Raw genomic sequence first — 22,044 nt, forward strand, 5'->3', positions numbered from 1 at the left:
CGGGCAGCGCGCCGAAATAGCTCTCTAGGCTCGAAATGGCAGTCTCTCCTCAGTTCGACTGCCTGCCCAAAGAATCTCTTCCTAGCCCAACTTCAAGTCCCAAAAAGCCATATGCGATTCCCCTGCCGTGAACGGGGAGAAGGAAGAACCAGCCGCCTCGCGCCTGTTCCCTCCCTGGCCAGCCGGTCTTCCTTGTTCCTCAGCGGGCATCTGTCGATCGACATGCAGCCGCAGCCGATGCAATCGGTCAGGCCGTCCCGCAATTTCTTCAACTGACTGATCTTATGATCGAGCCCATCGCGCCAAGCCGTTGAAAGCAGGTTCCAGTCCTCGCGGGTCGGGGTGCGACCTTCGGGCAGGGATTGGAACGCCGCGGCTATGTCGGCGAGCGGGATGCCGACCTCCTGGGCGACGCGGATGATCGCCACGCGCCGCAGCACGTCACGGCTGTAGCGGCGCTGGTTGCCCGACGTGCGGTGGCTGCGGATCAGCCCGCGCGCCTCGTAGAAATGCAGCGCCGATACCGCCACGCCGCTGCGCACCGCCACCTGGCCGACCGTCAATTCCCTTACCGGAGCCATTCTCAAATTCCCGCTTGACCTCAAGTTAAGTTGAGCTTGTAGCCAGGAAAAATTGATTGGGCAATTGCAGGAGAAGGCGAATGTGCGCCTGGGTGAGAACGACTGCCGAAGCGGAAGCCGTCCGCGACGGTGATGGAGCGTTGAAGATATTATCCCAGCTGGCGGAGCGCTTCGCCCGCGACCATGGCGACGGACAGCGCCACATTGATGCTGCGCGCGCCGGGCCGCATCGGAATGGTCAGTCGCGCGTCCGCCGCCTGGTGGACCTGATCCGGCACGCCGGCGGATTCGCGGCCGAAGAGAAGAATGTCGCCGGACGCGAAAGCGAAGTCCGTATAGGCGGTCGCGGCCTTGGTGCTGAGCAGCACCAGGCGGCGCGCATTGGCCCGCCGCCATTCCTCGAAGGCGTGCCAGTCGGCATGGCGGGAGAGCGCCGCCATTTCGAGATAATCCATGCCGGCCCGTTTCAGCGTCCGGTCCGAGAGCGGGAAGCCGGCCGGCTCGATGATGTCGACACCGATGTCGAGGCAGGCGGCGAAGCGCAGGATTGTTCCGGTGTTGCCGGCGATATCCGGCTGGTAGAGCGCGATGCGGAGACGATCGTTCATTTCCGCTTCCTGCTAATAAGTGGCAGATCGGCCACAGGCATCTCCAGCTTTCGGCGATTTCTGGACTGGCGGGTGGCCATTTTCTGCGAAGTCGAGTATATGCCGACCATCGTCAACCCAAACCGAAGGAGGGGGACCACATGATGACCATGCATTTCCAGCTCCTCTCCGGGGCTCACCTATGCCCGCCGGCGGTTTCGGTACGACGATTCTTCTGACACTTTAAGTCCTCATCGCACCGATTCCCGCCGAACCCAGTTTTCGGCCCTCGAAGGAATCTTGCGATGTTTTTCAAACTGCCAAAGGGGCACCGCGCCCCAAACGAACGTGTCGGGACCGACGCTTGTCGCCAGGCCCCGACCGGTCCGATCCGTGCCTCCGGCCGAATGCCGGCGGTCGAGGTCGCTTCACCCTTTTTAACGCATTTGCACATGGAGGACGGACCAATGTTCGATCCCTACAAGATACCGGGGTCAAGAAGCCTGCACGAACGCAAGGTGGCAACCTGGGCGCTGCTGATCGGCGAGACCTATTCGTCGGCGGTGCACGCCGAGGAACGGCGCCGGCCGCATCGCGGCATGCTGCCGGACGTCGATTTCTCGCACGCGGTGCCCGACCACAGCCGGCCCACGCTGGTGCGCCGGATCATCCGAATGATCCGGCCGGGCGACAAGAGCAGGGCAGGCTCGAGCTTCTCGTCAGGAAGTTCGGCGCCGTCAGGATCGTCAAGCGAGCCTGTCGGCGAAAAGCCCGCAACACCCTATATTGCGCGAAGCGGGGCCGGCGATACGAGTGATTCCGTATCGCCGGCCCGCAAAGCCGCGCGGCCGCAAAGTCTTGCCCGTCAATCCCGCGCCGCGTGAGCGCATAGACAGTCGAGTGCCTGGAATGTTCCGCTGGTTTGAAAACAGGCTCAATCCGTTTCCCGCCGCGGAGCCGGTCGAGCCGCCGAGGACGCTGATCGCCTTCTGCGTGCATTACACGCGCGGTGCGTGGCCTTACATCATAATGGACGCAGTCGTGGTGGCGGGGATCGCCATCGCCGAAGTGTGGATGTTCGGTTTCATGGGCCGCATCGTCGACTGGCTGTCGGCGCAGAACCGCGAAACCTTCCTGCAGACCGAGGGCTGGAAGCTCGCCGGCATGGCTTTCGTCGTGCTGTTCGCGCTGCCGGGCACGGTCTGGCTGCATTCGCTGCTCAACCAGCAGACGCTGATGGGCAACTATCCCATGCGCATCCGCTGGCAGGTGCATCGCTATCTCTTGAAACAGTCGATGGCGTTCTACCAGGACGAGTTCGCCGGCCGCATCGCCACCAAGCTGATGCAGACCGCACTCGCGGTGCGCGACTGCGTCATCAAGGTGATAGACGTCCTCAACTACGTCATCGTCTACTTCCTCGGCATGCTGTTCATCGTCGGCTCGGCAGACTTGCGGCTGGCGGCGCCGCTGGGTGTGTGGCTGGTCGGCTACATCGCGTTGCTGCGTTATTTCATTCCTCGATTGGGTAAAGTCGGCGAAGAACAGGCCAATGCGCGCTCGACCATGACCGGTCGCGTCGTCGACAGCTACGCCAACATCCAGACGGTGAAGCTGTTCAGCCACGCGCGCCGCGAGGCGGCCTTCGCCAGGGAAGGCATGGCGGGATTTCTGGAGACGGTCTACCGCTCGATGCGGCTGGTGACGGTGCTCTACGGCCTGCTCTACATCCTGAACGCGCTGCTGTTGTTCTCGGTCACCGCGCTGTCGCTGTGGCTGTGGCTCAACGATGCGGTGACGATCGGCGCCGTCGCCGTGGTCATCGGCCTGGTGCTTCGCATGTGGGGCATGTCGCAGTGGATCATGTGGGAGATGTCGGGCTTGTTCGAGAACATCGGCACGGTGCAGGACGGCATCGCCTCGATCTCGCTGCCGCGCCTGGTCGAGGACCGGCCGGATGCCAAGGACATTGTCGTCACCCGTGGCGAGATCCGCTTCGACGACATCCGCTTCCATTACGGCAGGCAGAAGGGTGTCATCGAGAACCTGTCGCTTGCCGTGAAGCCCGGCGAGAAGGTCGGCATTGTCGGTCGCTCCGGCGCCGGCAAGTCGACGCTGGTCAACCTCTTGCTGCGCTTCTACGACCTGGAAAGCGGCCGGATCCTGATCGACGGCCAGGACATCGCTGGTGTGGCGCAGGATTCGCTGCGCGCGCAGATCGGCATGGTGACGCAGGATACCTCGCTGCTGCACCGGTCCGTGCGCGACAACATCCTCTACGGCCGGCCCGACGCAACCGAAGAGATGCTGATCGAGGCGGCCAAGCGTGCCGAGGCGCTGGACTTCATCGCCGAGCTTTCCGATTCCGAAGACCGCAAGAATTTCGATGCCTATGTCGGCGACCGCGGCGTCAAATTGTCCGGCGGCCAGCGGCAGCGCGTTGCGATTGCCCGCGTCATGCTCAAGGACGCGCCGATCCTGATCCTCGACGAGGCGACCTCGGCGCTCGATTCGGAAGCCGAGGCGGCAATCCAGGAGAACCTCTACAAGCTGATGCAGGGCAAGACCGTCATTGCGATCGCGCATCGCCTGTCGACCATCGCGGCGATGGACCGGCTCGTCGTCATGGACAAGGGCCGCATCATCGAAGAAGGCTCGCATGAGGAACTCGTCGCCAAAAGCGGGCTCTATGCCCAGCTCTGGCAGCGCCAGTCGGGTGGCTTCCTGCTCGATGACGTACCGAGTGAGTTGGATACCAAGGCACCCGGAACCGAGATGGCAGCGGAGTGACGCGATCGCGATCAAAGCGCGTCGCGCTGAAACGGAGTCAAGCGACGCGCTTTAAGTCTCTATTTTGTTGCATGTCGTTGTCCCCAAACCGCTACGCACTTTGGGGCGACATGCAATAGCAACCAATGGGTTACGACGATTGCCGGGAATCGATCCCGGGCGTAACCACGGCATGGTCAGAGGCGCGCCGGCTGCCAGATTGAGTGCGGGCGGGTTTGCTGCGTCTACGAGAGAAAAATGTTCGACCGCATCTTCACCTGGTTCGAAAGCCGTTATTCGCCGGTGGCGCTCGCCGACGACCGGCAGCCGCCAATGGGGCTTTGGCGGTTCTATTGGTATTTCATAAGCCAGTTTCGCGCCGCCTATTGGCTGCGCATGGTCATCGTTGCGGTCGCTGCCATTTCGGACGCGATGCTGCCGATCTTCGTCGGCCTGATCGTGGGCGCGCTCACCGACGCCAAGCCAGGCGATTTCTTCGCGGCGCATGGGCCGCTGCTCGTCTTGATGGCGTTCGTCGTGCTGCTGCGTCCGCTGTCGATGGTTGTCGATGCGCTCATTCGCAACCACGCCATCGCGCCCAATCTTATCGACCTCATCCGCTGGCAGAGCCATTGGCATGTCGTGCGCCAGGACTGGTCCTTCTTCCAGAACGACTTCGCCGGCCGCATCGGAACCAAGGTCATGCAGAGCGGCGATTCGGTGGAGATGAGCGTCAATCTCACCGTCGATGCCGTCTGGTATGCGCTGGTCTTCGTCGCCGTTGCCATCGTGGTGCTGGCGCGGCTTGACCTGCTTCTCCTGGCGGTGGTGGCGGTGTGGCTGGTGTTCTATTGCCTGATCTTCTGGTTTGCGATGCCCAGGATAACGCGGCGATCTTCCGCGCTGTCGGAGCGGTGGTCGCAGGTCAGCGGCCGCATGGTCGACAGCTACACCAACATTCTGACGCTCAAGACATTCTCGACCGGCGAACACGAAGACAAATATGTCTCGAAAGCGGTGGTCGAGCACGCCGACACGTTTTACCAGCTGATGCGCGTTTTCACGCTGATGTGGTCGGCCTTGTTCGTCCTCAACGCGGTGCTGCTCATCGCCATAAGCTGGCTGGCGCTCGCCGGCTGGAACGCCGGCGCCATGACCACGGCGGCCGTGGCGACGGCAATACCGTTCGCGCTGCAGATCGCCAACATCTCCGGCAGGATCCTCGATGTCGGCGCCAACGTCTTCCGGCAGATCGGCGTCGCCAGCAATTCGATGACGACGATCGCGCGTCCCATCACCATGCAGGACCAGCCTGGCGCACCGGCCCTGGTCGTAAGCGCCGGCGGCATCGAATTCGACCGGGTGAACTTCAACTACTGGCGCAAAGACGGCAAAGGCGGCGTCATCGACGATCTGTCGCTGAAGATCGCGCCGGGTGAGCGGGTTGGCCTGATCGGGCGTTCGGGAGCCGGCAAGTCGACGCTGGTCAATCTCGTGCTGCGGCTGTTCGACGTGCAGGACGGCAAGGTGCTGATCGACGGACAGGACATCCGCAACGTCTCGCAGGAGAGCGTTCGCGCGGCGATCGGCTTCGTCAACCAGGATACGTCGCTCTTGCATCGATCCGTTCGCGAGAACCTGAAATATGGACGCCAGTCCGCCAGCGACGAAGCGATGGTCAGCGCCGCGAAAGCGGCTCAGATCGCCGACGTGGTCGCGGAACTGAACGATCCGCATGGGCAGAGCGGCTATGACGCGCTTGTCGGTGAGCGCGGCGTAAAGCTGTCCGGCGGCCAGCGGCAACGCATCGCCATCGCCCGCGTCATGCTGAAGGACGCGCCGATCCTCATTCTCGACGAGGCGACGTCCGCGCTCGATTCGGAGGTGGAAGCAGCGATCCAGGAGAATCTGTACAAGCTTATGCAAGGCAAGACCGTCATCGCCATAGCCCATCGGCTGTCGACCATTGCGGCGATGGACAGGCTGGTGGTGATGGACAGGGGGCGTATCGTCGAAGACGGCTCGCATGAGGCGCTGATCGCCAAGGGCGGGCTTTATGCCCAGCTCTGGCGGCGCCAGTCGGGCGGGTTCCTGCTCGAGGAAAAGCAGGCCGCCGAAGACCTGTCGACAAAAGGTGAAGCCGCGGAATGATGCAAGCCATCTATCGCTGGTTCGAGCGCTGGGTCTATCCGTTTCGAGAGCCGGCGAATCTGCGGCCGCCCGCCAGCGTCGGCGGCTTCCTCTGGCACTATGTCGGGCAAGCCAAGCTCGCCTTCTTCGCCATGCTCATCATCGGCGGCATCGCGCCGCTGGTCGAGGCCGGCCTCTTCTATTTCGTCGGAAGGCTGGTCGATATCCTCGACCAATTGCCCGGCGAACGCAGCTGGCACGCACTTTGGGCCGCGGCAGGCCCCGAGCTAATGTTCATGGGCGCAGTGGTGCTCGTCATCCGCACCGCCGTCGTCGGTCTTTCGGCGCTGGTCGACGAACAGACGATCACGCCCGGTTTCTACAATCTGGTGCGCTGGCAGGCGCACCGGCATGTCTCGCGCCAGTCCTACGCCTTCTTCCAGAACGATTTCGCCGGCCGCATCGCCACCAAGGTCTGGCAGGCGGGGCAGGCAACGGGCGACCTGATGGAGAGCTTCATCGAGGTCATCTGGTTCATGATCATCTATACCGTGACGACGCTGGCGCTGGTCGCGGGCCTGGACCTCAGGCTGGCGGTGCTGGTGATGATCTGGATCGCCGTCTTCGGCTGGTTGGCCAAGCTCTATCTGCCGGAGATCCGCAAGCATGCCGAGGCGACAGCCGAAGCCGGATCGATGATCACCGGCCGGATCGTCGATTCCTACTCCAATGTGCAGACGCTGAAGCTGTTCTCGGCCGACGGCGACGACCGCTACATCAGGAACGGCTTCAACATCTATCTCGATGCGCTTCGTCCGTTCACGCGCCGGCTGACCGGCGTGCGGATCGCGCTGACGACGCTGTCGGGCGTCATGATCACCGTGATCGCCGGCTTCGCCATCTATCTGTGGGTCGAGGGCTCGATCACGGTCGGCGCCGTTGCCTTCACGCTCTCTCTCGTCCTCAGGCTCAACATGCTGCTTGGACGGGTGATGATGCAGCTCAACGGCATTCTGCGGAACCTCGGCGTGCTGGAGAATTCCAAGGCGCTGATCACGCAACCGCTTGGCCTGACAGACGCCCCGGGCGCCAAGGAATTGATCGTCACCGGCGGCCGCATCGACGTCAAGAACGTCACCTTCCACTATGGCAAAGGGGCAGGGGTTCTCGACGGCATCGACCTCGTCGTGCGCCCGGGGGAAAAGGTCGGTCTGGTTGGCCCGTCCGGCGCTGGCAAGACGACGTTGGCCAATCTGATCCTACGGCTCTACGATCTCGAGGGCGGCCAGATCCTGATCGACGGCCAGGACATCGCCGGGGTCACGCAGAACTCGCTGCGCGGGAATATCGGCGTGGTCAGCCAGGATACGGCGCTGTTCCACCGTTCGCTGCGCGACAACATCAAGCTCGGCATGCCGAATGCCACCGATGCGCAAGTGATCGCCGCGGCCAGGAAAGCCGAGGCGCATGACTTTATCCTGGGACTGCGCGACAACCGCGATCGCGCCGGCTACGAGGCTTATGTCGGCGAGCGCGGCGTGAAACTCTCCGGCGGCCAGCGGCAGCGCGTCGCCATCGCGCGCGTGTTCCTCAAGGACGCGCCGATCCTCATCCTCGACGAAGCGACCTCGGCGCTCGATTCGGACATCGAGGCGGCGATCCAGGAGAATCTGACGCGGTTGATGGAGAACAAGACCGTGATCGCCATCGCGCACCGGCTGTCGACGATCGCCGCGCTCGACCGGCTGGTGGTGCTCGACGGCGGCCGCATCGTGGAACAGGGCACGCATGACGAGCTGGTGGCGCTCGACGGGCTCTATGCGCGGCTCTGGAAACGGCAGTCCGGCGGCTTCCTGTTCAACGAGGAAAGCGCGCTGGAAGAGACGCGGCCGGCGGAGTAGGGACAACGACGTGCTCTCGAAGGACTATTCGATCGATCGGATGCGGCCCACCACGGCGGCCTTCCGGCTGTTGGTGGAGGAAAGCCGGAAGGAAGGTTACTGGATGCTGGTGCGCCTGCACGATGGGTGGAAGAGCGGGCGCAATAAGTTTTCCAAGAGACCCGAAATACTTTTCGGCGCCCGTCACGGCAAGCAATTGGTTGGCGTCGGCGGGCTGAATGTCGATCCCTATTTCGAGGGAGGCGATTTCGGTCGCGTGCGCCATCTCTATGTCAGCGCTACCCATCGGCGGCACGGTGTCGGCCGTGTGCTGGTCGAGGCGATCGTCGAGCGGGCGCGGGCGCATTTTTCGGCGCTCAACACGCGCGCTCCGGCAGAATCATTTGCCTTTTACGAGAAGCTTGGCTTCCATCGCGTTTCAGGCGAGGAATTCGTCACCCATCGCATGATGCTGCGCGATGGCAATACCAAGGAGGCGAACTGAATGTCTCTGCGACCGCCATCCGGCTTGACCGGGCCTTCCGCCGGCGAACTTGCCTTTGACGCGCTCGGCCATGAAATATTGGCCGAGAAAGCGGCAGCTCTCGGCCGCGCCGGTCAGCGCGTCGAGGAGACGCTGGCCAAGCTGCGCGACAATGCCGAGGAGCAACTGCGGCCTCAACTGCTCAAGGCAGCGGCAGCGGCCGTCCACGCCTATTTCATCCAGCGCGAACTGTGCGGATTACGCAGGCACGACGCGGTGATCCGCGAGTACAGTATTCCGAGGGCCGTGCTGGTCAGGCTCGGCGCCAGCTGAGAGTTCGGCCTATTCCAGCCATTCAGTGATGAAGTGGCCGTTCTCGTGGATATCGGTACTTTCGAGCGGACCGGGGCCGAGATTGGTGAATTTGTGCGGCGTGTCGGGCGGCACGATCAGGATCTGGCCGGCCGTGGCTTTGATTTCCTGATCGCCGACCGTGAACAGGCCGGTGCCGGAGCGGATGACGAAGATTTCCGCATAGGGGTGCTTGTGCAGGCGCGGGCCGCCGCCGACCGTCGGCTGATAGTTGAAGATCAGGCAGGAATTGGCGCCGAACTGGCCGCATTGCAGCTCGCCTTTCCAGCGGTCGCGGGCCTCGGCCCAGCTGTCGCGTTCAATGACATGCGCCATGGCGGCAGAATAGACCGGGCCAGGACCCGGTGTCGAGGCAAACACCGGCCCGATTTCACCCCGGATTTCCCGCTGTCTCAGCCTGTTCGGCGGCGTGGCGGGGATGCTTCGCACATGGCCGCCGCACATCCCCGCGACAATCTGCCCTTGTGCCTTCACCCGACTGGACAAAAACGGGCTTCACGCATAAACCGAAAATCCAAATGCCGGAGGAATTCGCTAGCCTGTTCGCCATGCGCTGTCGGGCAGGTGCGATTGAGCGGGGACAAGGCTCGGCCTCCGGTTAGGAAGAGGCGAAAGGATCAGGCACCCGTGAGCGCAACCGACATCCACGATCCCAACCGTCGCGATTTTCTCTACGTAGCCACCGGCATGGCCGCCGTTGTCGGCGCGGGAGCCGTCGCGTGGCCGTTCATCGACCAGATGCGCCCCGACGCCTCGACGCTGGCACTTGCTTCGGTCGAGGTCGATGTCTCCTCGCTGCAGCCCGGTTCTTCGCTGATCGTCAAGTGGCGCGGCAAGCCGGTGGTGGTGCGCAACCGCACCGAAAAGGAAATGAAGGACGGCGAAGCCGTCAACCTTGGTGATCTCAAGGATCCGATCGCCCGCAACGCCAACCTGCCGTCCGACGCGCCGGCGACCGACGCCAACCGCACCACGCCCGGCAAGGAAGCCTGGATGGTGATGGTGCAGGTCTGCACCCATCTCGGCTGCATCCCGCTCGGCCAGGAAGGCGATTTCGGCGGCTGGTTCTGCCCGTGCCACGGTTCGCAATACGACACCGCCGGCCGCATCCGCAAAGGCCCGGCGCCGGAGAACATGGCGATCCCGGTATTCAAGTTCATTTCCGATACCAAGATCCTTATCGGTTGAGGCAGGGGACATTTCGATGAGCGAGGGACACTCGACCTATACGCCCAAGACCGGTATCGAGCGCTGGTTCGACGCCCGCATGCCGCTGCCGCGGCTGATGTATGACAGCTTCGTCGCCTATCCGGTGCCGCGCAACCTCAACTACATGTGGACGTTCGGCGGCATCCTGTCGATCATGCTGGTCGCGCAGATCCTGACCGGCATCGTGCTGGCGATGCATTACACGTCAGACACCAATCTCGCCTTCGATTCGGTCGAGAAGATCATGCGCGACGTGAATTCGGGATGGCTGTTGCGCTATCTCCATTCCAACGGCGCTTCGTTCTTCTTCGTCGCCGTCTACATCCACATCTTCCGCGGCCTGTTCTACGGCTCCTACAAGGCGCCGCGCGAGCTCTTGTGGATCCTCGGCTGCATCATCTACCTTCTGATGATGGCCACCGGCTTCATGGGCTATGTGCTGCCCTGGGGCCAGATGAGCTTCTGGGGCGCCACCGTCATCACCGGCTTCTTCAGCGCCATCCCGCTGGTCGGCGACTGGATTCAGCAGCTGCTGCTCGGCGGCTTCGCCGTCGACAATCCGACGCTGAACCGCTTCTTCGCGCTGCATTACCTGCTGCCGTTCATGATCGCCGGCGTCGTCGTGCTGCACATCTGGGCGCTCCATGTCGTGGGCCAGTCGAACCCGACCGGCATCGAGGTCAAGTCGAAGACCGACACCGTCGCCTTCACGCCCTATGCGACCATCAAGGACGCGTTCGGCATGATCGTGTTCCTATTCATCTTCGCCTATTTCGTCTTCTACCTGCCGAACTATCTCGGCCACCCGGACAACTACACGGTCGCCAACCCGCTGAAGACGCCGGCCCATATCGTTCCGGAATGGTACTTCCTGCCGTTCTACGCGATCCTGCGCGCCATCACCTTCAATGTCGGGCCGATCAATTCCAAGCTCGGCGGCGTGCTGTGCATGTTCGGCGCCATCGCCATGCTGTTCCTGGTGCCGTGGCTCGACACCTCCAAGGTGCGCTCGGCGGTCTACCGGCCATGGTACAAGCTGTTCTTCTGGCTGTTCGTGGCCGACGCCATCCTGCTCGGATGGCTGGGCTCGCAGCCTGCGGAAGGCAGCTACGTGTTCATGGCGCAGATGGCGACGCTGTTCTACTTCGCCTTCTTCCTGATCGTCATGCCGGTGCTCGGCCTGATCGAGACGCCGCGCAGGCTGCCGAACTCGATCACCGAGGCGGTGCTTGAAAAGAACAAGGGCGGCAGCGGACATCCGGCTGGCGCCACGGCCGCACCGCAGACCAAGGGCTGAGCGGTAGAGAATCTAAGGGGATTTGGCATGAAGAAGATTCTCACCTCGCTGGCGCTGATCGGCCTTGTGGCCGCCGGCACTGGGGCTGCCAGCACTTGGGCGATTGCAGCCGAAGAAGCGCACAATGCCGCCGCGCCGACGCATTTCCCGATCGACGAGCCGAAGGAAATGAGCTGGAGCTTCTCCGGGCCGTTCGGCACCTATGACAAGGGCCAGCTGCAGCGTGGCCTGAAGGTCTATAAGGAAGTCTGCTCTGCCTGCCATTCGATGAACCTGGTGGCGTTCCGCACGTTGTCGGACCTTGGCTATTCCGACGCCCAGATCAAGTCGCTGGCGGCGACCTACACCATCCATGACGGCCCCAACGATGCCGGCGACATGTTCGACCGTCCTGGCAAGCCGTCCGATCATTTCCCGGCGCCGTTCGCCAATGAGGAAGCCGCCGCTGCCTCGAATGGCGGTGCGGCTCCGCCCGACATGTCGCTGCTCGCCAAGGCGCGCGGTGTCGAGCGCGGCTTCCCGCGCTTCGTCTTCGATATCTTCACCCAGTATGCGCAGGGCGGCCCGGATTACATCCACTCGCTGCTCACCGGCTACGACCAGACGCCACCGGCCGGCATGGTGATCCCGGAAGGCACGCACTACAATCCGTACTTCCTGTCCGGCGTATCGCTGAAGATGCCAAAGCCGCTCTCGGACGGCCAGGTGACCTATGACGACGGCTCGCCGCAGACGGTCGACCAGTATGCCCGCGACGTCTCGGCCTTCCTGATGTTTGCCGCCGAGCCGCATCTGGAGGACCGCAAGAAGACCGGCTTCCGCGTCATGGTCTTCCTGCTGCTCTTGGGCGCATTGGTCTACATGACCAAGCGCAGGGTGTGGGCCGACGTGGCGCATTGACGCGCCATCGACCGCAAGAAATCTGAAGGGCGCCACAGGGCGCCCTTTTGCATTTAAAGCGCGTCGCGCTGAACCGGATTCAGGCGACGCGCTTTAAAAGTCTTTGTTTTGATGCATGTCGTTGTCCCAGAACCGCTGCACACTTCTGGGCGACATGCATTAGGCGCCCCGCAAACCGGGGACCATGTCACATGGCCGTCATCGCGCGCGGCGATCCTGCCTTGCCCTCATCAAAGGATCGCACCCATGAAAAGATACGCATCGCTCGCGGCCGGTTTCCTGCTGCTTGTCACCGGATATGCCGCCCATGCCGACGACGCCCAGCCTTTCGCCACCAACAAGGACATCGACCTGACGATGATCCTGCCGCCGCCGCCTGCCAATGATTCGGCCGTGACCAAAGCCGAACTCGGTGAAGTGCTGACGCTGCAGGTGACGCGCACGCCGGAGATGGAGAAGCGCGCCATTGCCGATGCCGAAGAGAATGTCTGGCGCTTCGCCGATGTCATGGGTGCGAAGTTCAACAAGGAGACGCTGCCGAAATTCAGCGCCTTCTTCGATCGGGTCGTGGCCACCGAAGGCGCCGTCGTCGATCCGGCCAAGGATGTCTGGAAGCGGCCGCGGCCGCACCAGCTCAGCGATCTGGTCAAGCCGGCGGTGAAACTGTCCAGCTCCGGCTCCTGGCCGTCGGGCCATGCGACGGTCGGCACGATGATGGGCATCATCCTGTCCGACATGGTCCCGGAAAAACGCGCCGAGATCATGGCTCGCGCCGCCGAATATGCCCATAACCGGGTGGTCGGCGGCATCCATTATCCATCCGACGTGGAGATGGGCAAGATTTCCGGCAGCGTCATCGCCGCGGTCCTGCTCGGCAGGCCCGACTTCAAGGCCGAATACGAAGTGGCGCGGTCCGAGCTGCGCTCGGATCTCGGCATGTAGCTGCACAAGCGACCCTGCTTTCGAAGGGCGCCCTCGCGGCGCCCTTTTGGTTACGGCTGAGGCCAGCTGGCAGCAATCCTTTGCCGGATGCGCTTGTCTCGGGCGAAGCATCGCGGTAGCCCTTGTCGGTCGCGTCGGGCAGGTATGGTCGACGCCGCCCTATCCGACAGCCGGACACGCGGAAAGCTTCTCCATGAAACCCTCGCTCGAAGACACGCTGCTTGCGGCCATCCGCACCATTCCGGATTACCCGAAGCCCGGCATATTGTTTCGCGACATCACCACGCTGCTTAGCGATGCGCGCGCCTTCCGCCGCGCCATCGACGAGCTGGTCCATCCCTATGCCGGGTTGAAGATCGACAAGATCGCCGGCATCGAGGCGCGCGGCTTCATCCTCGGCGGCGCCGTGGCGCATCAGCTGTCGGCCGGCTTCGTGCCGATCCGCAAGAAAGGCAAGCTGCCTTATGAGACGGTGCGGGTAGCCTACAGCCTCGAATACGGGCTGGACGAGATGGAGATGCACAAGGACGGCGTCTCGCCGGGCGAGAAGGTGATCCTGGTCGACGACCTGATCGCCACCGGCGGAACTGCGGAAGCGGCGGTGAAGCTGCTCCGGCAGATCGGCGCCGACATTGTCGCCGCGTGCTTCGTCATCGACCTGCCGGATATCGGAGGCCGCAAGAAGCTGGAAGCGCTCGGCGTGCCGGTCAGGACGCTGATCGGGTATGAGGGGCATTGAGCGCCTTCCCCTTCTCCCCTTGTGGGAGAAGGTGTCGCCGCAGGCGACGGATGAGGGGTGTTCCAGGGAACGCCAGCGTCTCACTCCGCTGGAACACCCCTCATCCGTCTCGGCGCTGCGCGCCGATCCACCTTCTCCCACAAGGGGAGAAGGAAGAGGCGCTCACTCCACCTTCACCAGCACGGCGCTGTCGAATTCGATGACCTTGTCGCCGGTCGAATCAAAACCTTCCGAGCGCAGCGTGAGCAGGTTCCAGCCTGGGCGCCCGGCAAGCGGGCGATGAGCGAGAGCGGTGCGCGTGAAGGTCACGGTTTCGCCGGCATAGACCGGCTTCAGCCATTTGAGGTTGCGGAAGCCTGGCGAGGGGCCGAATTCGGGCTGCGGGCCGGGGCCGGTCCAGCGCACGCCCTCGGTCTCCATGCGCTTTTCGAGGTTGTATTTCATCCAGGTCGCGGCGGTGTGCCAGCCCGAGGCGCAGAGCCCGCCAAGCACGCTCTTCTTCGCCGCCTCTTCATCGACATGGAATATCTGCGGATCGTATTTTTTGGCAAACGCCTTGATCTCGTCGGCCTCGAATTTATGCGAGCCGAGCGTGATGGTTTCGCCGATCAGGAAATACTCGTCCAAAGTCATGATTGGCCCTGTACGGCATCACGCGCGAGGAACATGCCGGTGTTCTCCAGCTCGAAGACGCATTCGCCGCGCTGGTTGAAGAGCTCGCTGCGCATGGTGATCAAGCCGAGCTGGGGCCTCGATTTGGACTGACGCTTGGAAAGTATGGTGACCGTGCCGGTCAGGCGGTCGCCGGCCAGAACAGGCCGTTTCCATTTCACATGCTCGATGCCGGGCGAGCCCTGCGAGGTCGAATCGAGCAGGAAGGCGTCGCACAGCATGCGCATGAACATCGCGCAGGTGTGCCAGCCCGAAGCCGAAAGCCCACCGAGGATGCTCGCCTTGCCGGCCTCCTCGTCGAGATGCATCGGCTGCGGGTCGAACTCGCCGGCGAATTCGATGATTTCGGCCGCGCTCACGTCCTTGCTGCCGAGGTCGAGCGAGGCGCCCTCGACGAAATCCTCATAGGCCCAGGTCTTTCCGGTCATGCTGACAATCCGGTTGACGAACGCTCGATCCCCAAGTCGGGCATTCCCGGATGAAGGTCCAAGGCAATTTGGTCAAGTGATTTCTGGTAAGCCAGCCGTCGCCGGCCAAGGCCGTCAGAGCCAGCCGCGGCGGCGGAAATACCAGAAGGGCAGGATCGCCGAGATGATCATCAGGCCGATGGCGAAGGGATAGCCAAGTTCCCACTTGAGCTCGGGGATGATGTCGAAATTCATGCCGTAGATCGAGGCGACAAGCGTCGGCGGCAGGAAGATGACGGCGGCGACGGAGAAGATCTTGATGATGGCGTTCTGCTCGATCGAGATCATGCCGAGCGTGGCATCGAGCAGGAAGGAGATCTTCTGCGACAGGAAGGTGGCGTGGTCGGCGAGCGAGAGCACGTCGCGCGACAGTGTCTTGATGCGGGCGCGCACATCCTTGCTCATCTTGGTCTGGGCCGCGACATGGGCGAGAAAGCCGGCCAGGCGCTGCAGTGAGATCAGGCTGTCGCGGACCGAGGAGGCGATGTCCTCCTTGCGGCCGATGCCTTTCAGCAGCTCCTGGAAATCGCGGTTGCGCTTCGAGGCCTTGGTCGAGCGCGCCTCGAAAATGTCGCGCGAAATCACTTCCACCTCACGGCCGGCGCGCTCGAGGATGTCGGCCAGGCGATCGACGATCGCTTCCAAAAGACCGATCAGGATGGTGTCGCCGCTGGTGCAGCCGGTCGCCACCTTTTCGGCGCGCAGCGGGAAGGTCTTGAAAGCCTTGGGTTCATGGTAGCGGATGGTGATCAGCCGGTTGCCTGCAAGCGCGAAGGTCACCGGCGACATCAGGGGATCGTCGGCCTCGGTCTGCGCCGGCAGGACGGCGGTCATGAAGTAGCCGCCGTCCTCGATATAGAGGCGGCTCGAAATCTCGATCTCCTCCATCTCCTCGCGGGTCGGTATGGCAATGCCCAGCCAGCTCTCGATGCGCGCCTCTTCCTCCTTGGTCGGATTGAAAAGGTCGGCCCAGACGACCCTGTCGCCATCCGCCGCAAGATCCTCGGTGAGGCGCAGGCGATCATTGTCCACGACGAAGGTTTTTATCATCGCCGGGTCTCTCTCCCTGGCCATCAGGTGTTGAACTTGAACAGCATGATGTCGCCGTCCTGGACGACATACTCCTTGCCTTCGTCGCGCGCCTTGCCGGCTTCCTTGGCGGCCGCTTCGCCGCCCAGCGTGACGAAGTCGTTGTAGGAGATGGTCTGGGCGCGGATGAAGCCGCGCTCGAAGTCAGTGTGGATAACGCCGGCCGCTTGCGGGGCCTTGTCGCCCTTATGGACGGTCCAGGCGCGCGTCTCCTTCGGCCCTACGGTGAAATAGGTGATGAGGTGCAGAAGCTCATAGCCGGCGCGGATGACCTTGTTGAGGCCCGGCTCGTCGAGCCCGATCGAGGCAAGGAACTCCATTTCCTCCTCGTCGGAAAGCTGGGCGACCTCCGCCTCGATCGCGGCCGAGATCACAACGGTGCTGGCGCCCTGCGCCGCAGCCATCTTCTCCACGGCTCGCGTATGCTCGTTGCCGGTTGCGGCATCGGCCTCGGCGACGTTGCAGACATAGAGCACGGGATGCGAGGTGAGCAAGTTCAGTCCCTGCAGGATGCGCAGGTCCTCGGTCGCGATGCCGTTGAGCAGCACGCGTGTCGGCTTGCCGGCCTGCAGCAGTTCGAGTGCCGCCTCCATCATCGGCAGGACGGCCATCGCTTCCTTGTCCTTGCCTGCGGCGCGCTTGCGGAACTGAGCGATGCGGCGCTCGAGGCTTTCGAGGTCGGCGAGCATCAGCTCGGTCTCGACGGTCTCGGCGTCGGCAACGGGATCGATGCGGCCTTCGACATGGGTGATGTCGTCATCCTCGAAGCAGCGGAGCACATGCACGATCGCGTCGACCTCGCGGATGTTGGCGAGGAACTGGTTGCCCAACCCTTCGCCCTTGGAGGCGCCGCGCACCAGGCCGGCGATGTCGACGAAGGAGATGCGGGTCGGGATGATCTCCTTCGACTTGCCGATCGCCGCGATCTTCTGCAGGCGCGGGTCCGGCACCGCCACCTCGCCGGTGTTCGGCTCGATGGTGCAGAAAGGATAGTTGGCGGCCTGCGCGGCGGCCGTTCTGGTCAACGCGTTGAACAGCGTCGACTTGCCGACGTTGGGCAAGCCAACGATGCCACATTTGAAACCCATGTTCGTTCAGTCCTATCGGAAATTCGATTTTGATGTGGGCTATGGGCGATAGCGGTGACGAACGTCAAGCCCTCGGCGTCGCCGGCGCGGGATTTCGGGCCTGGCGTTTCAGCCTGCCATCACGCCTTCGTCACTGCGGCGTGATGTGCACCTGCGATCAATTTAGCGCTGTCGCAAGACGGCGCCGCCCGCCGCCCGCCGCCATCGGCCGCTGAGCGGTCCTGCGCGGGCGGCGCCGCGCTTTCTAGTCTTTTCCGAACAGCTTCTTCAGCATTGCGGCCATCGGGCCGCTTTCGGGCAGCTTGGCCGCCGGCTGCTGCGGGCGCGCCTGGCGGACATGGCTTTGCTGCTTCGGTGCTTTGGGTGGCGGGCGGTCGTCATCGCCGGTCGGCACGAGCTTGTCGCGCAGGGCCAGCGTGACGCGGTTCATGAACGAGCTGTCGTCGCCTTTTGCCAACAAAGCGGCGCCGTCGGCGATGGCATCGAGCAGGACATCGAGCCATTCGCGATCAGCCTTGGCGAAATCGCCAAGCACGTGGCCGTGCACCATTTCCTTGACGCCGGGATGGCCGACACCGATGCGCACCCGGCGATAGGCGTTGCCGACATGCTGGTCGAGCGAGCGGATGCCGTTGTGGCCGCCGGAGCCGCCGCCCACCTTGACCCTGAGCTTGCCGGCGGCAAGGTCGATCTCATCGTAAAAGACAGTGAGAGCGGATGGTTCGAGCTTGTAGAAGCGCAGCGCTTCGCCGACCGACTGTCCGGACAGGTTCATGAAGGTCTGCGGCTTGATCAGCAGGATCTTCTCGCCGCCGAGCGTGCCTTCTGAAATCAGGCCCTGGAATTTTCGCGACCAGGGCGAAAAGGAATGGCGGCGGGCAATCGCGTCCGCCGCCATGAAGCCGACATTGTGCCGGTTGTTTTCGTATTTCGCGCCCGGATTGCCGAGGCCTGCAAAGACAAGCATCGCCGCCTCCGGGTCCTAGAGCATGATGCCGAAAAGTGTGAAGCGGTTTTCGGAAAACATCATGCTCTATTTCTTCGATCTAGAGCCGGATGAAATCATCCGGCTCGGGAGAAGTTACTTCTCTTCGGCCGCAGGAGCCGCTGCTTCGGGCTCCGCCGCTTCGGTGGTCGCTTCCGTCTCCGGCTTCATCGCCGACGAGCCGGCAACGGTCGCGATGGTGAAGTCGCGATCGGAGATGACCGGCTTGACGCCGGCCGGCAGCTTGACCGCCGAGATGTGGATCGAATCGCCGATGTCGGTGCCGGTGAGATCGACGGTGATGAATTCCGGGATCGCGTTGGCCGGGCAGTGGAACTCGACTTCGTGGCGAACGATGTTGAGCACGCCGCCGCGCTTGATGCCGGGCGACTTGTCCTCATTGATGAAGTGGACAGGCACGTCGACATTGACCTCGGTGTCCTTGCCGATGCGCAGGAAGTCGACATGGACAGGAAAATCCTTGACCGGGTCGAGCTGGAAATCCTTCGGCAGGACCTGGATCTTCTTGCCGTCGACATCGATCGTGGCGATCGTGGTCAGGAACCCGCCGCCATGGATCTTGTAGAAGAGATCCTTGTAGTTGAGCGCAATCGCCAGGGGAGGCTGCTTGTCGCCGTAAATAACTGCAGGCACTTTACCGTCGCGACGAACTGCACGGGCGGACCCCTTACCGACCTGTTCGCGCGCTTCGGCTTTGAGCTCATAAGCATCGTGGCTCATGGCATTTCCTTTCGCGTGTTGTGGAGCGTCCACGGCCGGCAAACCCGTCCGTAAACGTCGAAAGCCGTCGCGGCCTTGCACGATCTGTCCGATGCGTTTGGCGATCCAAATGCGTCTGGGGATCAAGCAGGCCTGGCCGGCCTTCCTCCGCGTTGCCTCCAAGGGTGTCTACGCGGGTGGCGGCTCTATAGCGGAAGGCTCGCGAGGGCGCAAGCGGTTGGGCCGGAAGGCTTGCAGGGTCGTTTCCAGTGCCGATGGCATAAACCGGAAATCCCATTTGTGACAAATGTAGGATCGGGCGGATTTCAGTCGTCCTGCGGCATGTAACCAACCCCGTGGGGACCAGACATGAAACTCCTGTTCAGCCGCAATCCCAATCCTCGCCTCGCGGTCGCGACAGCGCGCTATCTTAAAGCGGAGATCGCGTTCGAGTTCGCATCGCCCATGGCGCCGGGGCAGGCCGAGCGCTATCGCGCGCTCAACCCCAATCTGACCTTGCCGATCCTGGTCGGTCCGGGATGGAGCCTGTGGGAGACCGACGCCATCGCCTGCCGGTTGTCGCGCGGGGTGCATTCGGATTTCTGGCGCACCGGCGACGAGGAGCCGGAAATGATCCGGTGGATAAGCTGGGGCAAGGAACGGTTCGCATTCGCTTGCGACATGGTGCATTTCGAGCGCGGGACCAAGCAGCGCTATGGGATCGGTCCGATCGATCAGGCGCTGGTCGAGGAGGGGCTGAGGCAGTTCCATAGAGCTGCGGCGGTCCTCGAGCCCGAGCTTTCCGGACGGGAGTGGCTGGTCGGCAACTCCATCTCCTACGCGGACTTCCGCATGGCGACGTTCTTGCCCTTCAACGACGTCGCCGGATTGCCGCTCGACGACTACCCGGCGATCCGTCGCTGGTATCGCCGGCTGGAAGTGATCGACGCCTGGCGCGACCCGTTCCAGGAACTGGAAGCGCCGCAACTGCCGCCTGTCAAGGTCGAGGCGTGACCCGCATCCGCTGAACCAATCAACGGCGTGGGGACGCAAACTCAATCTCTCCATCCCGCCGCTTTTGAAATCTTCTCGCTCATTTAATTCTATAAAATCGGTAGTCTTAATGAGGAAACGCCTGCGAGGAGAGCCCGAAAATGAACAAGAAGCTGGTGGTGGGAATATCCGGCAATCTGACCCGCCCGTCGAAGACCAGGGCCTTCATCACCCAGATCGCAGGAGAGGTGGCGGGGCGCATCGGGGCTAGTTCGGCAATCCACGATATTGAAGATCTCGGTCCGTCGTTCCCGTCGGCACGGCGCATCTCCGATCTCGACGCGACGGCGCGTGCCATCGTCGAACAGTTGACCGGCGCCGATGTGCTGGTTGCCGGATCGCCGACCTTCAAAGGAAGTTACACCGGACTTTTCAAGCACTTGTTCGATCTGCTCGACCCATCGTCGCTGCGCGGAAAGCCGGTCATCCTGACGGCGACAGGCGGCGGCGAGCGCCATTCGCTGATCGTCGAGCACCAGTTGCGGCCGCTGTTCGGCTTCTTCGAAGCGCTGACGATCCCGACCGCAATCTACGCTTCGGACAAGGACTTCGCCAACGGCGCTCTGGTGTCGGAGGCGATCCATGCCCGCGCCCGCCAGGCCGTCGCCGAGGTTTTGCGCGTCGTCGGCCAGACCGGCAGCGTCGGCCTTGCCGCCTGAGTTCAGCCAGTCGTTTCCGAACCGAAGGATCAGCCATGACAAGCTCCAGCACGTCCAGACAGATCAAACTTGGCGCTTTCCTGCCCGGTGGCGGCCAGCACATCGCGGCATGGCGGCATCCGGATGCGCCCGCCGACGGCGCAACCAATTTCGAGTTCCACAAAAAACTGGCGCTGACCGCCGAGCGCGGCCTGTTCGACGCCTATTTCCTCGCGGACAATCTGACGGTCGGGCTCGGCGCGCGTGAAGGCGGCAACGCCAAGATCGCGGGTTTCGAACCGGTGACGCTGTTTGCGGCACTGGCGCCGCTGACCACGCATATCGGCTTCATCGCCACGGCCTCGACCACCTATGAGGAACCCTACACGCTCGCCCGCAAGTTCGCCTCGCTCGACCTTCTGTCGAACGGCCGCGCCGGCTGGAACGTGGTGACGTCTGCCGGCGACGACACGGCGCAGAACTTCAATCGCGACGTCCAGCCCAGTCATGCCGAGCGCTATGCGCGGGCGCATGAGCATGTCGAGACGGTCAAGGCATTGTGGGACAGTTGGGAAGACGACGCCTTCATCCGCGACAAGAAGACGGGTCGCTTTTACGACAGGGACAGACTGCACGACGTCAACCACAAGGGCGAGCATTTCAGCGTCAAAGGGCCGCTCAACGTGCCGCGTCCGGTGCAAGGTCATCCGGTGGTGGTACAGGCGGGGCAGTCCGAGGACGGGCGCGGGCTTGCGGCAGCCTCGGCCGAAGTGATCTTCACCGCGCATCAGAATCTGGCGTCGGCGCAGGAGTTCTATCGCGACATCAAGGCGCGCGTGGCGGCGGCGGGCCGCGATCCGGCGCAGGTGCTGATCATGCCGGGCGTGGCGCCTTTCGTCGGCCGCACCGAGGAAGAAGCCCGCGCCAAATACCGGCAGCTGAACGACCTGATCCTGCCCGAGGACGGCGTGGCGCTGCTCAACGGGCTTGCCGGCCAGACACTCGACCTCAGGGATTATCCGCTCGACGGACCGCTGCCCGTAGCCAACGAAACCGAGGGCATGAAGAGCCGCCAGGCGCTGATCCGCCAGATCGCCGACGAGCACAACTTCACCATCCGCCAGCTCTATCAATGGGTTGCGACCGCGCGCGGCCATTACACGGTGATCGGCAGCGCCTCGCACGTCGCCGACCAGCTGGAGGAGTGGTTCGCAGGCGAAGCCGCCGACGGCTTCAACATCCTGCCGCCGTGGCTGCCCGGCGCGCTCGACGATTTCGTCGACCTGGTCATCCCGGAGCTGCAGCGGCGCGGCCTTTTCCGCACTGCCTATGAGGGCAGGACCCTGCGTGAGAACCTCGGCCTCAGGCGGCCGCAGAACCCGTGGACGGTCGCCCGCTCGACCGTGCTCGCCGCCGAATGATCCCGAAGCGAAAGGCAGGAC

At 63.1% G+C, this 22,044-nt stretch carries 23 protein-coding genes; 14 read left to right on the plus strand and 9 right to left on the minus strand.

Annotation, left to right across the window (positions count from 1 at the left end; all coding sequences use genetic code 11):
• Positions 1 to 92 precede the first annotated feature (92 nt).
• On the minus strand, positions 93 to 581 hold the full coding sequence (gene soxR, locus RFM98_RS25425) for a redox-sensitive transcriptional activator SoxR (protein WP_320311374.1): 489 nt from the start codon (positions 579 to 581) through the stop codon (positions 93 to 95).
• Between the two features lie 149 nt (positions 582 to 730).
• Positions 731 to 1,189: a tRNA (cytidine(34)-2'-O)-methyltransferase gene (locus RFM98_RS25430; protein ID WP_320311375.1), complete on the minus strand. Its 459-nt coding sequence runs from the start codon at positions 1,187 to 1,189 to the stop codon at positions 731 to 733.
• A gap of 446 nt (positions 1,190 to 1,635) precedes the next feature.
• Here RFM98_RS25430 and RFM98_RS25435 point away from each other — a divergent pair, with 446 nt between their 5' ends.
• The 6 genes from RFM98_RS25435 (at position 1,636) to RFM98_RS25460 (ending at position 8,764) form a co-directional block, all read left to right on the plus strand.
• Complete coding sequence (locus RFM98_RS25435) at positions 1,636 to 2,052, plus strand: hypothetical protein (protein ID WP_320311376.1); 417 nt, start codon at positions 1,636 to 1,638, stop codon at positions 2,050 to 2,052.
• 25 nt (positions 2,053 to 2,077) lie between these two features.
• Positions 2,078 to 3,958: an ABC transporter ATP-binding protein gene (locus tag RFM98_RS25440; protein WP_320311377.1), complete on the plus strand. Its 1,881-nt coding sequence runs from the start codon at positions 2,078 to 2,080 to the stop codon at positions 3,956 to 3,958.
• 237 nt (positions 3,959 to 4,195) lie between these two features.
• A complete protein-coding gene (locus tag RFM98_RS25445) occupies positions 4,196 to 6,088 on the plus strand; it encodes an ABC transporter ATP-binding protein (RefSeq protein ID WP_320311378.1) in 1,893 nt (630 codons plus the stop codon).
• Positions 6,085 to 7,968, plus strand: a complete 1,884-nt coding sequence (locus RFM98_RS25450) for an ABC transporter ATP-binding protein (protein WP_320311379.1) — start codon at positions 6,085 to 6,087, stop codon at positions 7,966 to 7,968. The genes RFM98_RS25445 and RFM98_RS25450 overlap by 4 nt, the downstream gene beginning before the upstream one ends.
• 10 nt (positions 7,969 to 7,978) lie before the next feature.
• A complete protein-coding gene (locus RFM98_RS25455; RefSeq protein WP_320311380.1) occupies positions 7,979 to 8,452 on the plus strand; it encodes a GNAT family N-acetyltransferase in 474 nt (157 codons plus the stop codon).
• The gene (locus RFM98_RS25460) at positions 8,453 to 8,764 is read left to right on the plus strand and encodes a DUF6665 family protein (protein ID WP_320311381.1); all 312 of its coding nucleotides are present in this window, start codon (positions 8,453 to 8,455) and stop codon (positions 8,762 to 8,764) included. It abuts the gene before it with no gap.
• 9 nt (positions 8,765 to 8,773) lie between these two features.
• Here the strand turns inward: RFM98_RS25460 and RFM98_RS25465 are convergent, their stop codons facing one another.
• Positions 8,774 to 9,118 carry a cupin domain-containing protein gene (locus RFM98_RS25465; RefSeq protein WP_320311478.1) on the minus strand — a complete coding sequence of 115 codons (345 nt, stop codon included), beginning with the start codon at positions 9,116 to 9,118 and terminating at the stop codon, positions 8,774 to 8,776.
• A gap of 312 nt (positions 9,119 to 9,430) precedes the next feature.
• On the opposite strand from RFM98_RS25465, the gene petA reads away from it, so the two are divergent.
• The 5 genes from petA to RFM98_RS25490 all read left to right on the plus strand — a co-directional run bounded on the left by petA (position 9,431) and on the right by RFM98_RS25490 (position 13,890).
• A complete protein-coding gene (gene petA, locus RFM98_RS25470; RefSeq protein ID WP_027164966.1) occupies positions 9,431 to 9,991 on the plus strand; it encodes a ubiquinol-cytochrome c reductase iron-sulfur subunit in 561 nt (186 codons plus the stop codon).
• A 16-nt stretch (positions 9,992 to 10,007) separates the two neighbouring features.
• Positions 10,008 to 11,309 (plus strand): cytochrome b, encoded by a 1,302-nt coding sequence (locus tag RFM98_RS25475; RefSeq protein WP_320311382.1) that lies wholly within the window; start codon positions 10,008 to 10,010, stop codon positions 11,307 to 11,309.
• 27 nt (positions 11,310 to 11,336) lie between these two features.
• Positions 11,337 to 12,209, plus strand: a complete 873-nt coding sequence (locus tag RFM98_RS25480) for a cytochrome c1 (protein ID WP_320311383.1) — start codon at positions 11,337 to 11,339, stop codon at positions 12,207 to 12,209.
• A 246-nt stretch (positions 12,210 to 12,455) separates the two neighbouring features.
• Positions 12,456 to 13,151 (plus strand): acid phosphatase, encoded by a 696-nt coding sequence (locus tag RFM98_RS25485; RefSeq protein WP_320311384.1) that lies wholly within the window; start codon positions 12,456 to 12,458, stop codon positions 13,149 to 13,151.
• Between the two features lie 193 nt (positions 13,152 to 13,344).
• Positions 13,345 to 13,890 carry an adenine phosphoribosyltransferase gene (locus RFM98_RS25490; RefSeq protein ID WP_320311385.1) on the plus strand — a complete coding sequence of 182 codons (546 nt, stop codon included), beginning with the start codon at positions 13,345 to 13,347 and terminating at the stop codon, positions 13,888 to 13,890.
• A 162-nt stretch (positions 13,891 to 14,052) separates the two neighbouring features.
• Here RFM98_RS25490 and RFM98_RS25495 read toward each other — a convergent pair whose 3' ends face one another.
• From RFM98_RS25495 to RFM98_RS25520, 6 genes are all read right to left on the minus strand, one after another.
• Positions 14,053 to 14,523, minus strand: a complete 471-nt coding sequence (locus tag RFM98_RS25495) for a MaoC family dehydratase (protein ID WP_320311386.1) — start codon at positions 14,521 to 14,523, stop codon at positions 14,053 to 14,055.
• Positions 14,520 to 14,990 carry a MaoC family dehydratase gene (locus tag RFM98_RS25500; protein ID WP_320311387.1) on the minus strand — a complete coding sequence of 157 codons (471 nt, stop codon included), beginning with the start codon at positions 14,988 to 14,990 and terminating at the stop codon, positions 14,520 to 14,522. The genes RFM98_RS25495 and RFM98_RS25500 overlap by 4 nt, the downstream gene beginning before the upstream one ends.
• Positions 14,991 to 15,104: 114 nt before the next feature.
• A complete protein-coding gene (gene corA, locus RFM98_RS25505) occupies positions 15,105 to 16,079 on the minus strand; it encodes a magnesium/cobalt transporter CorA (RefSeq protein ID WP_320311388.1) in 975 nt (324 codons plus the stop codon).
• Between the two features lie 23 nt (positions 16,080 to 16,102).
• Positions 16,103 to 17,206 (minus strand): redox-regulated ATPase YchF, encoded by a 1,104-nt coding sequence (gene ychF / locus RFM98_RS25510; protein WP_320311389.1) that lies wholly within the window; start codon positions 17,204 to 17,206, stop codon positions 16,103 to 16,105.
• 244 nt (positions 17,207 to 17,450) lie between these two features.
• Positions 17,451 to 18,173 carry an aminoacyl-tRNA hydrolase gene (pth, locus tag RFM98_RS25515; RefSeq protein ID WP_320212676.1) on the minus strand — a complete coding sequence of 241 codons (723 nt, stop codon included), beginning with the start codon at positions 18,171 to 18,173 and terminating at the stop codon, positions 17,451 to 17,453.
• Between the two features lie 114 nt (positions 18,174 to 18,287).
• Positions 18,288 to 18,932, minus strand: a complete 645-nt coding sequence (locus RFM98_RS25520; RefSeq protein WP_320311390.1) for a 50S ribosomal protein L25/general stress protein Ctc — start codon at positions 18,930 to 18,932, stop codon at positions 18,288 to 18,290.
• A gap of 348 nt (positions 18,933 to 19,280) precedes the next feature.
• Between RFM98_RS25520 and RFM98_RS25525 the strand changes: the two genes are divergently transcribed.
• The 3 genes from RFM98_RS25525 (at position 19,281) to RFM98_RS25535 (ending at position 22,023) form a co-directional block, all read left to right on the plus strand.
• The gene (locus RFM98_RS25525) at positions 19,281 to 19,925 is read left to right on the plus strand and encodes a glutathione S-transferase family protein (RefSeq protein ID WP_320311391.1); all 645 of its coding nucleotides are present in this window, start codon (positions 19,281 to 19,283) and stop codon (positions 19,923 to 19,925) included.
• A gap of 140 nt (positions 19,926 to 20,065) precedes the next feature.
• Complete coding sequence (msuE, locus tag RFM98_RS25530; RefSeq protein WP_320311392.1) at positions 20,066 to 20,623, plus strand: FMN reductase; 558 nt, start codon at positions 20,066 to 20,068, stop codon at positions 20,621 to 20,623.
• 35 nt (positions 20,624 to 20,658) lie between these two features.
• Positions 20,659 to 22,023: an LLM class flavin-dependent oxidoreductase gene (locus RFM98_RS25535; RefSeq protein WP_320311393.1), complete on the plus strand. Its 1,365-nt coding sequence runs from the start codon at positions 20,659 to 20,661 to the stop codon at positions 22,021 to 22,023.
• Positions 22,024 to 22,044 lie beyond the last annotated feature (21 nt).

Source organism: Mesorhizobium australafricanum, from assembly GCF_033977265.1.
Lineage (GTDB): Bacteria > Pseudomonadota > Alphaproteobacteria > Rhizobiales > Rhizobiaceae > Mesorhizobium > Mesorhizobium australafricanum.

Bases quoted from the DNA above. Each gene is read 5' to 3' on its own strand.
- soxR (WP_320311374.1), bottom strand. From the start codon at position 581: ATGGCTCCGGTAAGGGAATTGACGGTCGGCCAGGTGGCGGTGCGCAGC.
- RFM98_RS25430 (WP_320311375.1), bottom strand. From the start codon at position 1,189: ATGAACGATCGTCTCCGCATCGCGCTCTACCAGCCGGATATCGCCGGC.
- RFM98_RS25435 (WP_320311376.1), top strand. From the start codon at position 1,636: ATGTTCGATCCCTACAAGATACCGGGGTCAAGAAGCCTGCACGAACGC.
- RFM98_RS25440 (WP_320311377.1), top strand. From the start codon at position 2,078: ATGTTCCGCTGGTTTGAAAACAGGCTCAATCCGTTTCCCGCCGCGGAG.
- RFM98_RS25445 (WP_320311378.1), top strand. From the start codon at position 4,196: ATGTTCGACCGCATCTTCACCTGGTTCGAAAGCCGTTATTCGCCGGTG.
- RFM98_RS25450 (WP_320311379.1), top strand. From the start codon at position 6,085: ATGATGCAAGCCATCTATCGCTGGTTCGAGCGCTGGGTCTATCCGTTT.
- RFM98_RS25460 (WP_320311381.1), top strand. From the start codon at position 8,453: ATGTCTCTGCGACCGCCATCCGGCTTGACCGGGCCTTCCGCCGGCGAA.
- RFM98_RS25465 (WP_320311478.1), bottom strand. From the start codon at position 9,118: ATGGCGCATGTCATTGAACGCGACAGCTGGGCCGAGGCCCGCGACCGC.
- RFM98_RS25475 (WP_320311382.1), top strand. From the start codon at position 10,008: ATGAGCGAGGGACACTCGACCTATACGCCCAAGACCGGTATCGAGCGC.
- RFM98_RS25480 (WP_320311383.1), top strand. From the start codon at position 11,337: ATGAAGAAGATTCTCACCTCGCTGGCGCTGATCGGCCTTGTGGCCGCC.
- RFM98_RS25485 (WP_320311384.1), top strand. From the start codon at position 12,456: ATGAAAAGATACGCATCGCTCGCGGCCGGTTTCCTGCTGCTTGTCACC.
- RFM98_RS25490 (WP_320311385.1), top strand. From the start codon at position 13,345: ATGAAACCCTCGCTCGAAGACACGCTGCTTGCGGCCATCCGCACCATT.
- RFM98_RS25495 (WP_320311386.1), bottom strand. From the start codon at position 14,523: ATGACTTTGGACGAGTATTTCCTGATCGGCGAAACCATCACGCTCGGC.
- RFM98_RS25500 (WP_320311387.1), bottom strand. From the start codon at position 14,990: ATGACCGGAAAGACCTGGGCCTATGAGGATTTCGTCGAGGGCGCCTCG.
- corA (WP_320311388.1), bottom strand. From the start codon at position 16,079: ATGATAAAAACCTTCGTCGTGGACAATGATCGCCTGCGCCTCACCGAG.
- ychF (WP_320311389.1), bottom strand. From the start codon at position 17,206: ATGGGTTTCAAATGTGGCATCGTTGGCTTGCCCAACGTCGGCAAGTCG.
- pth (WP_320212676.1), bottom strand. From the start codon at position 18,173: ATGCTTGTCTTTGCAGGCCTCGGCAATCCGGGCGCGAAATACGAAAAC.
- RFM98_RS25520 (WP_320311390.1), bottom strand. From the start codon at position 18,932: ATGAGCCACGATGCTTATGAGCTCAAAGCCGAAGCGCGCGAACAGGTC.
- RFM98_RS25525 (WP_320311391.1), top strand. From the start codon at position 19,281: ATGAAACTCCTGTTCAGCCGCAATCCCAATCCTCGCCTCGCGGTCGCG.
- msuE (WP_320311392.1), top strand. From the start codon at position 20,066: ATGAACAAGAAGCTGGTGGTGGGAATATCCGGCAATCTGACCCGCCCG.
- RFM98_RS25535 (WP_320311393.1), top strand. From the start codon at position 20,659: ATGACAAGCTCCAGCACGTCCAGACAGATCAAACTTGGCGCTTTCCTG.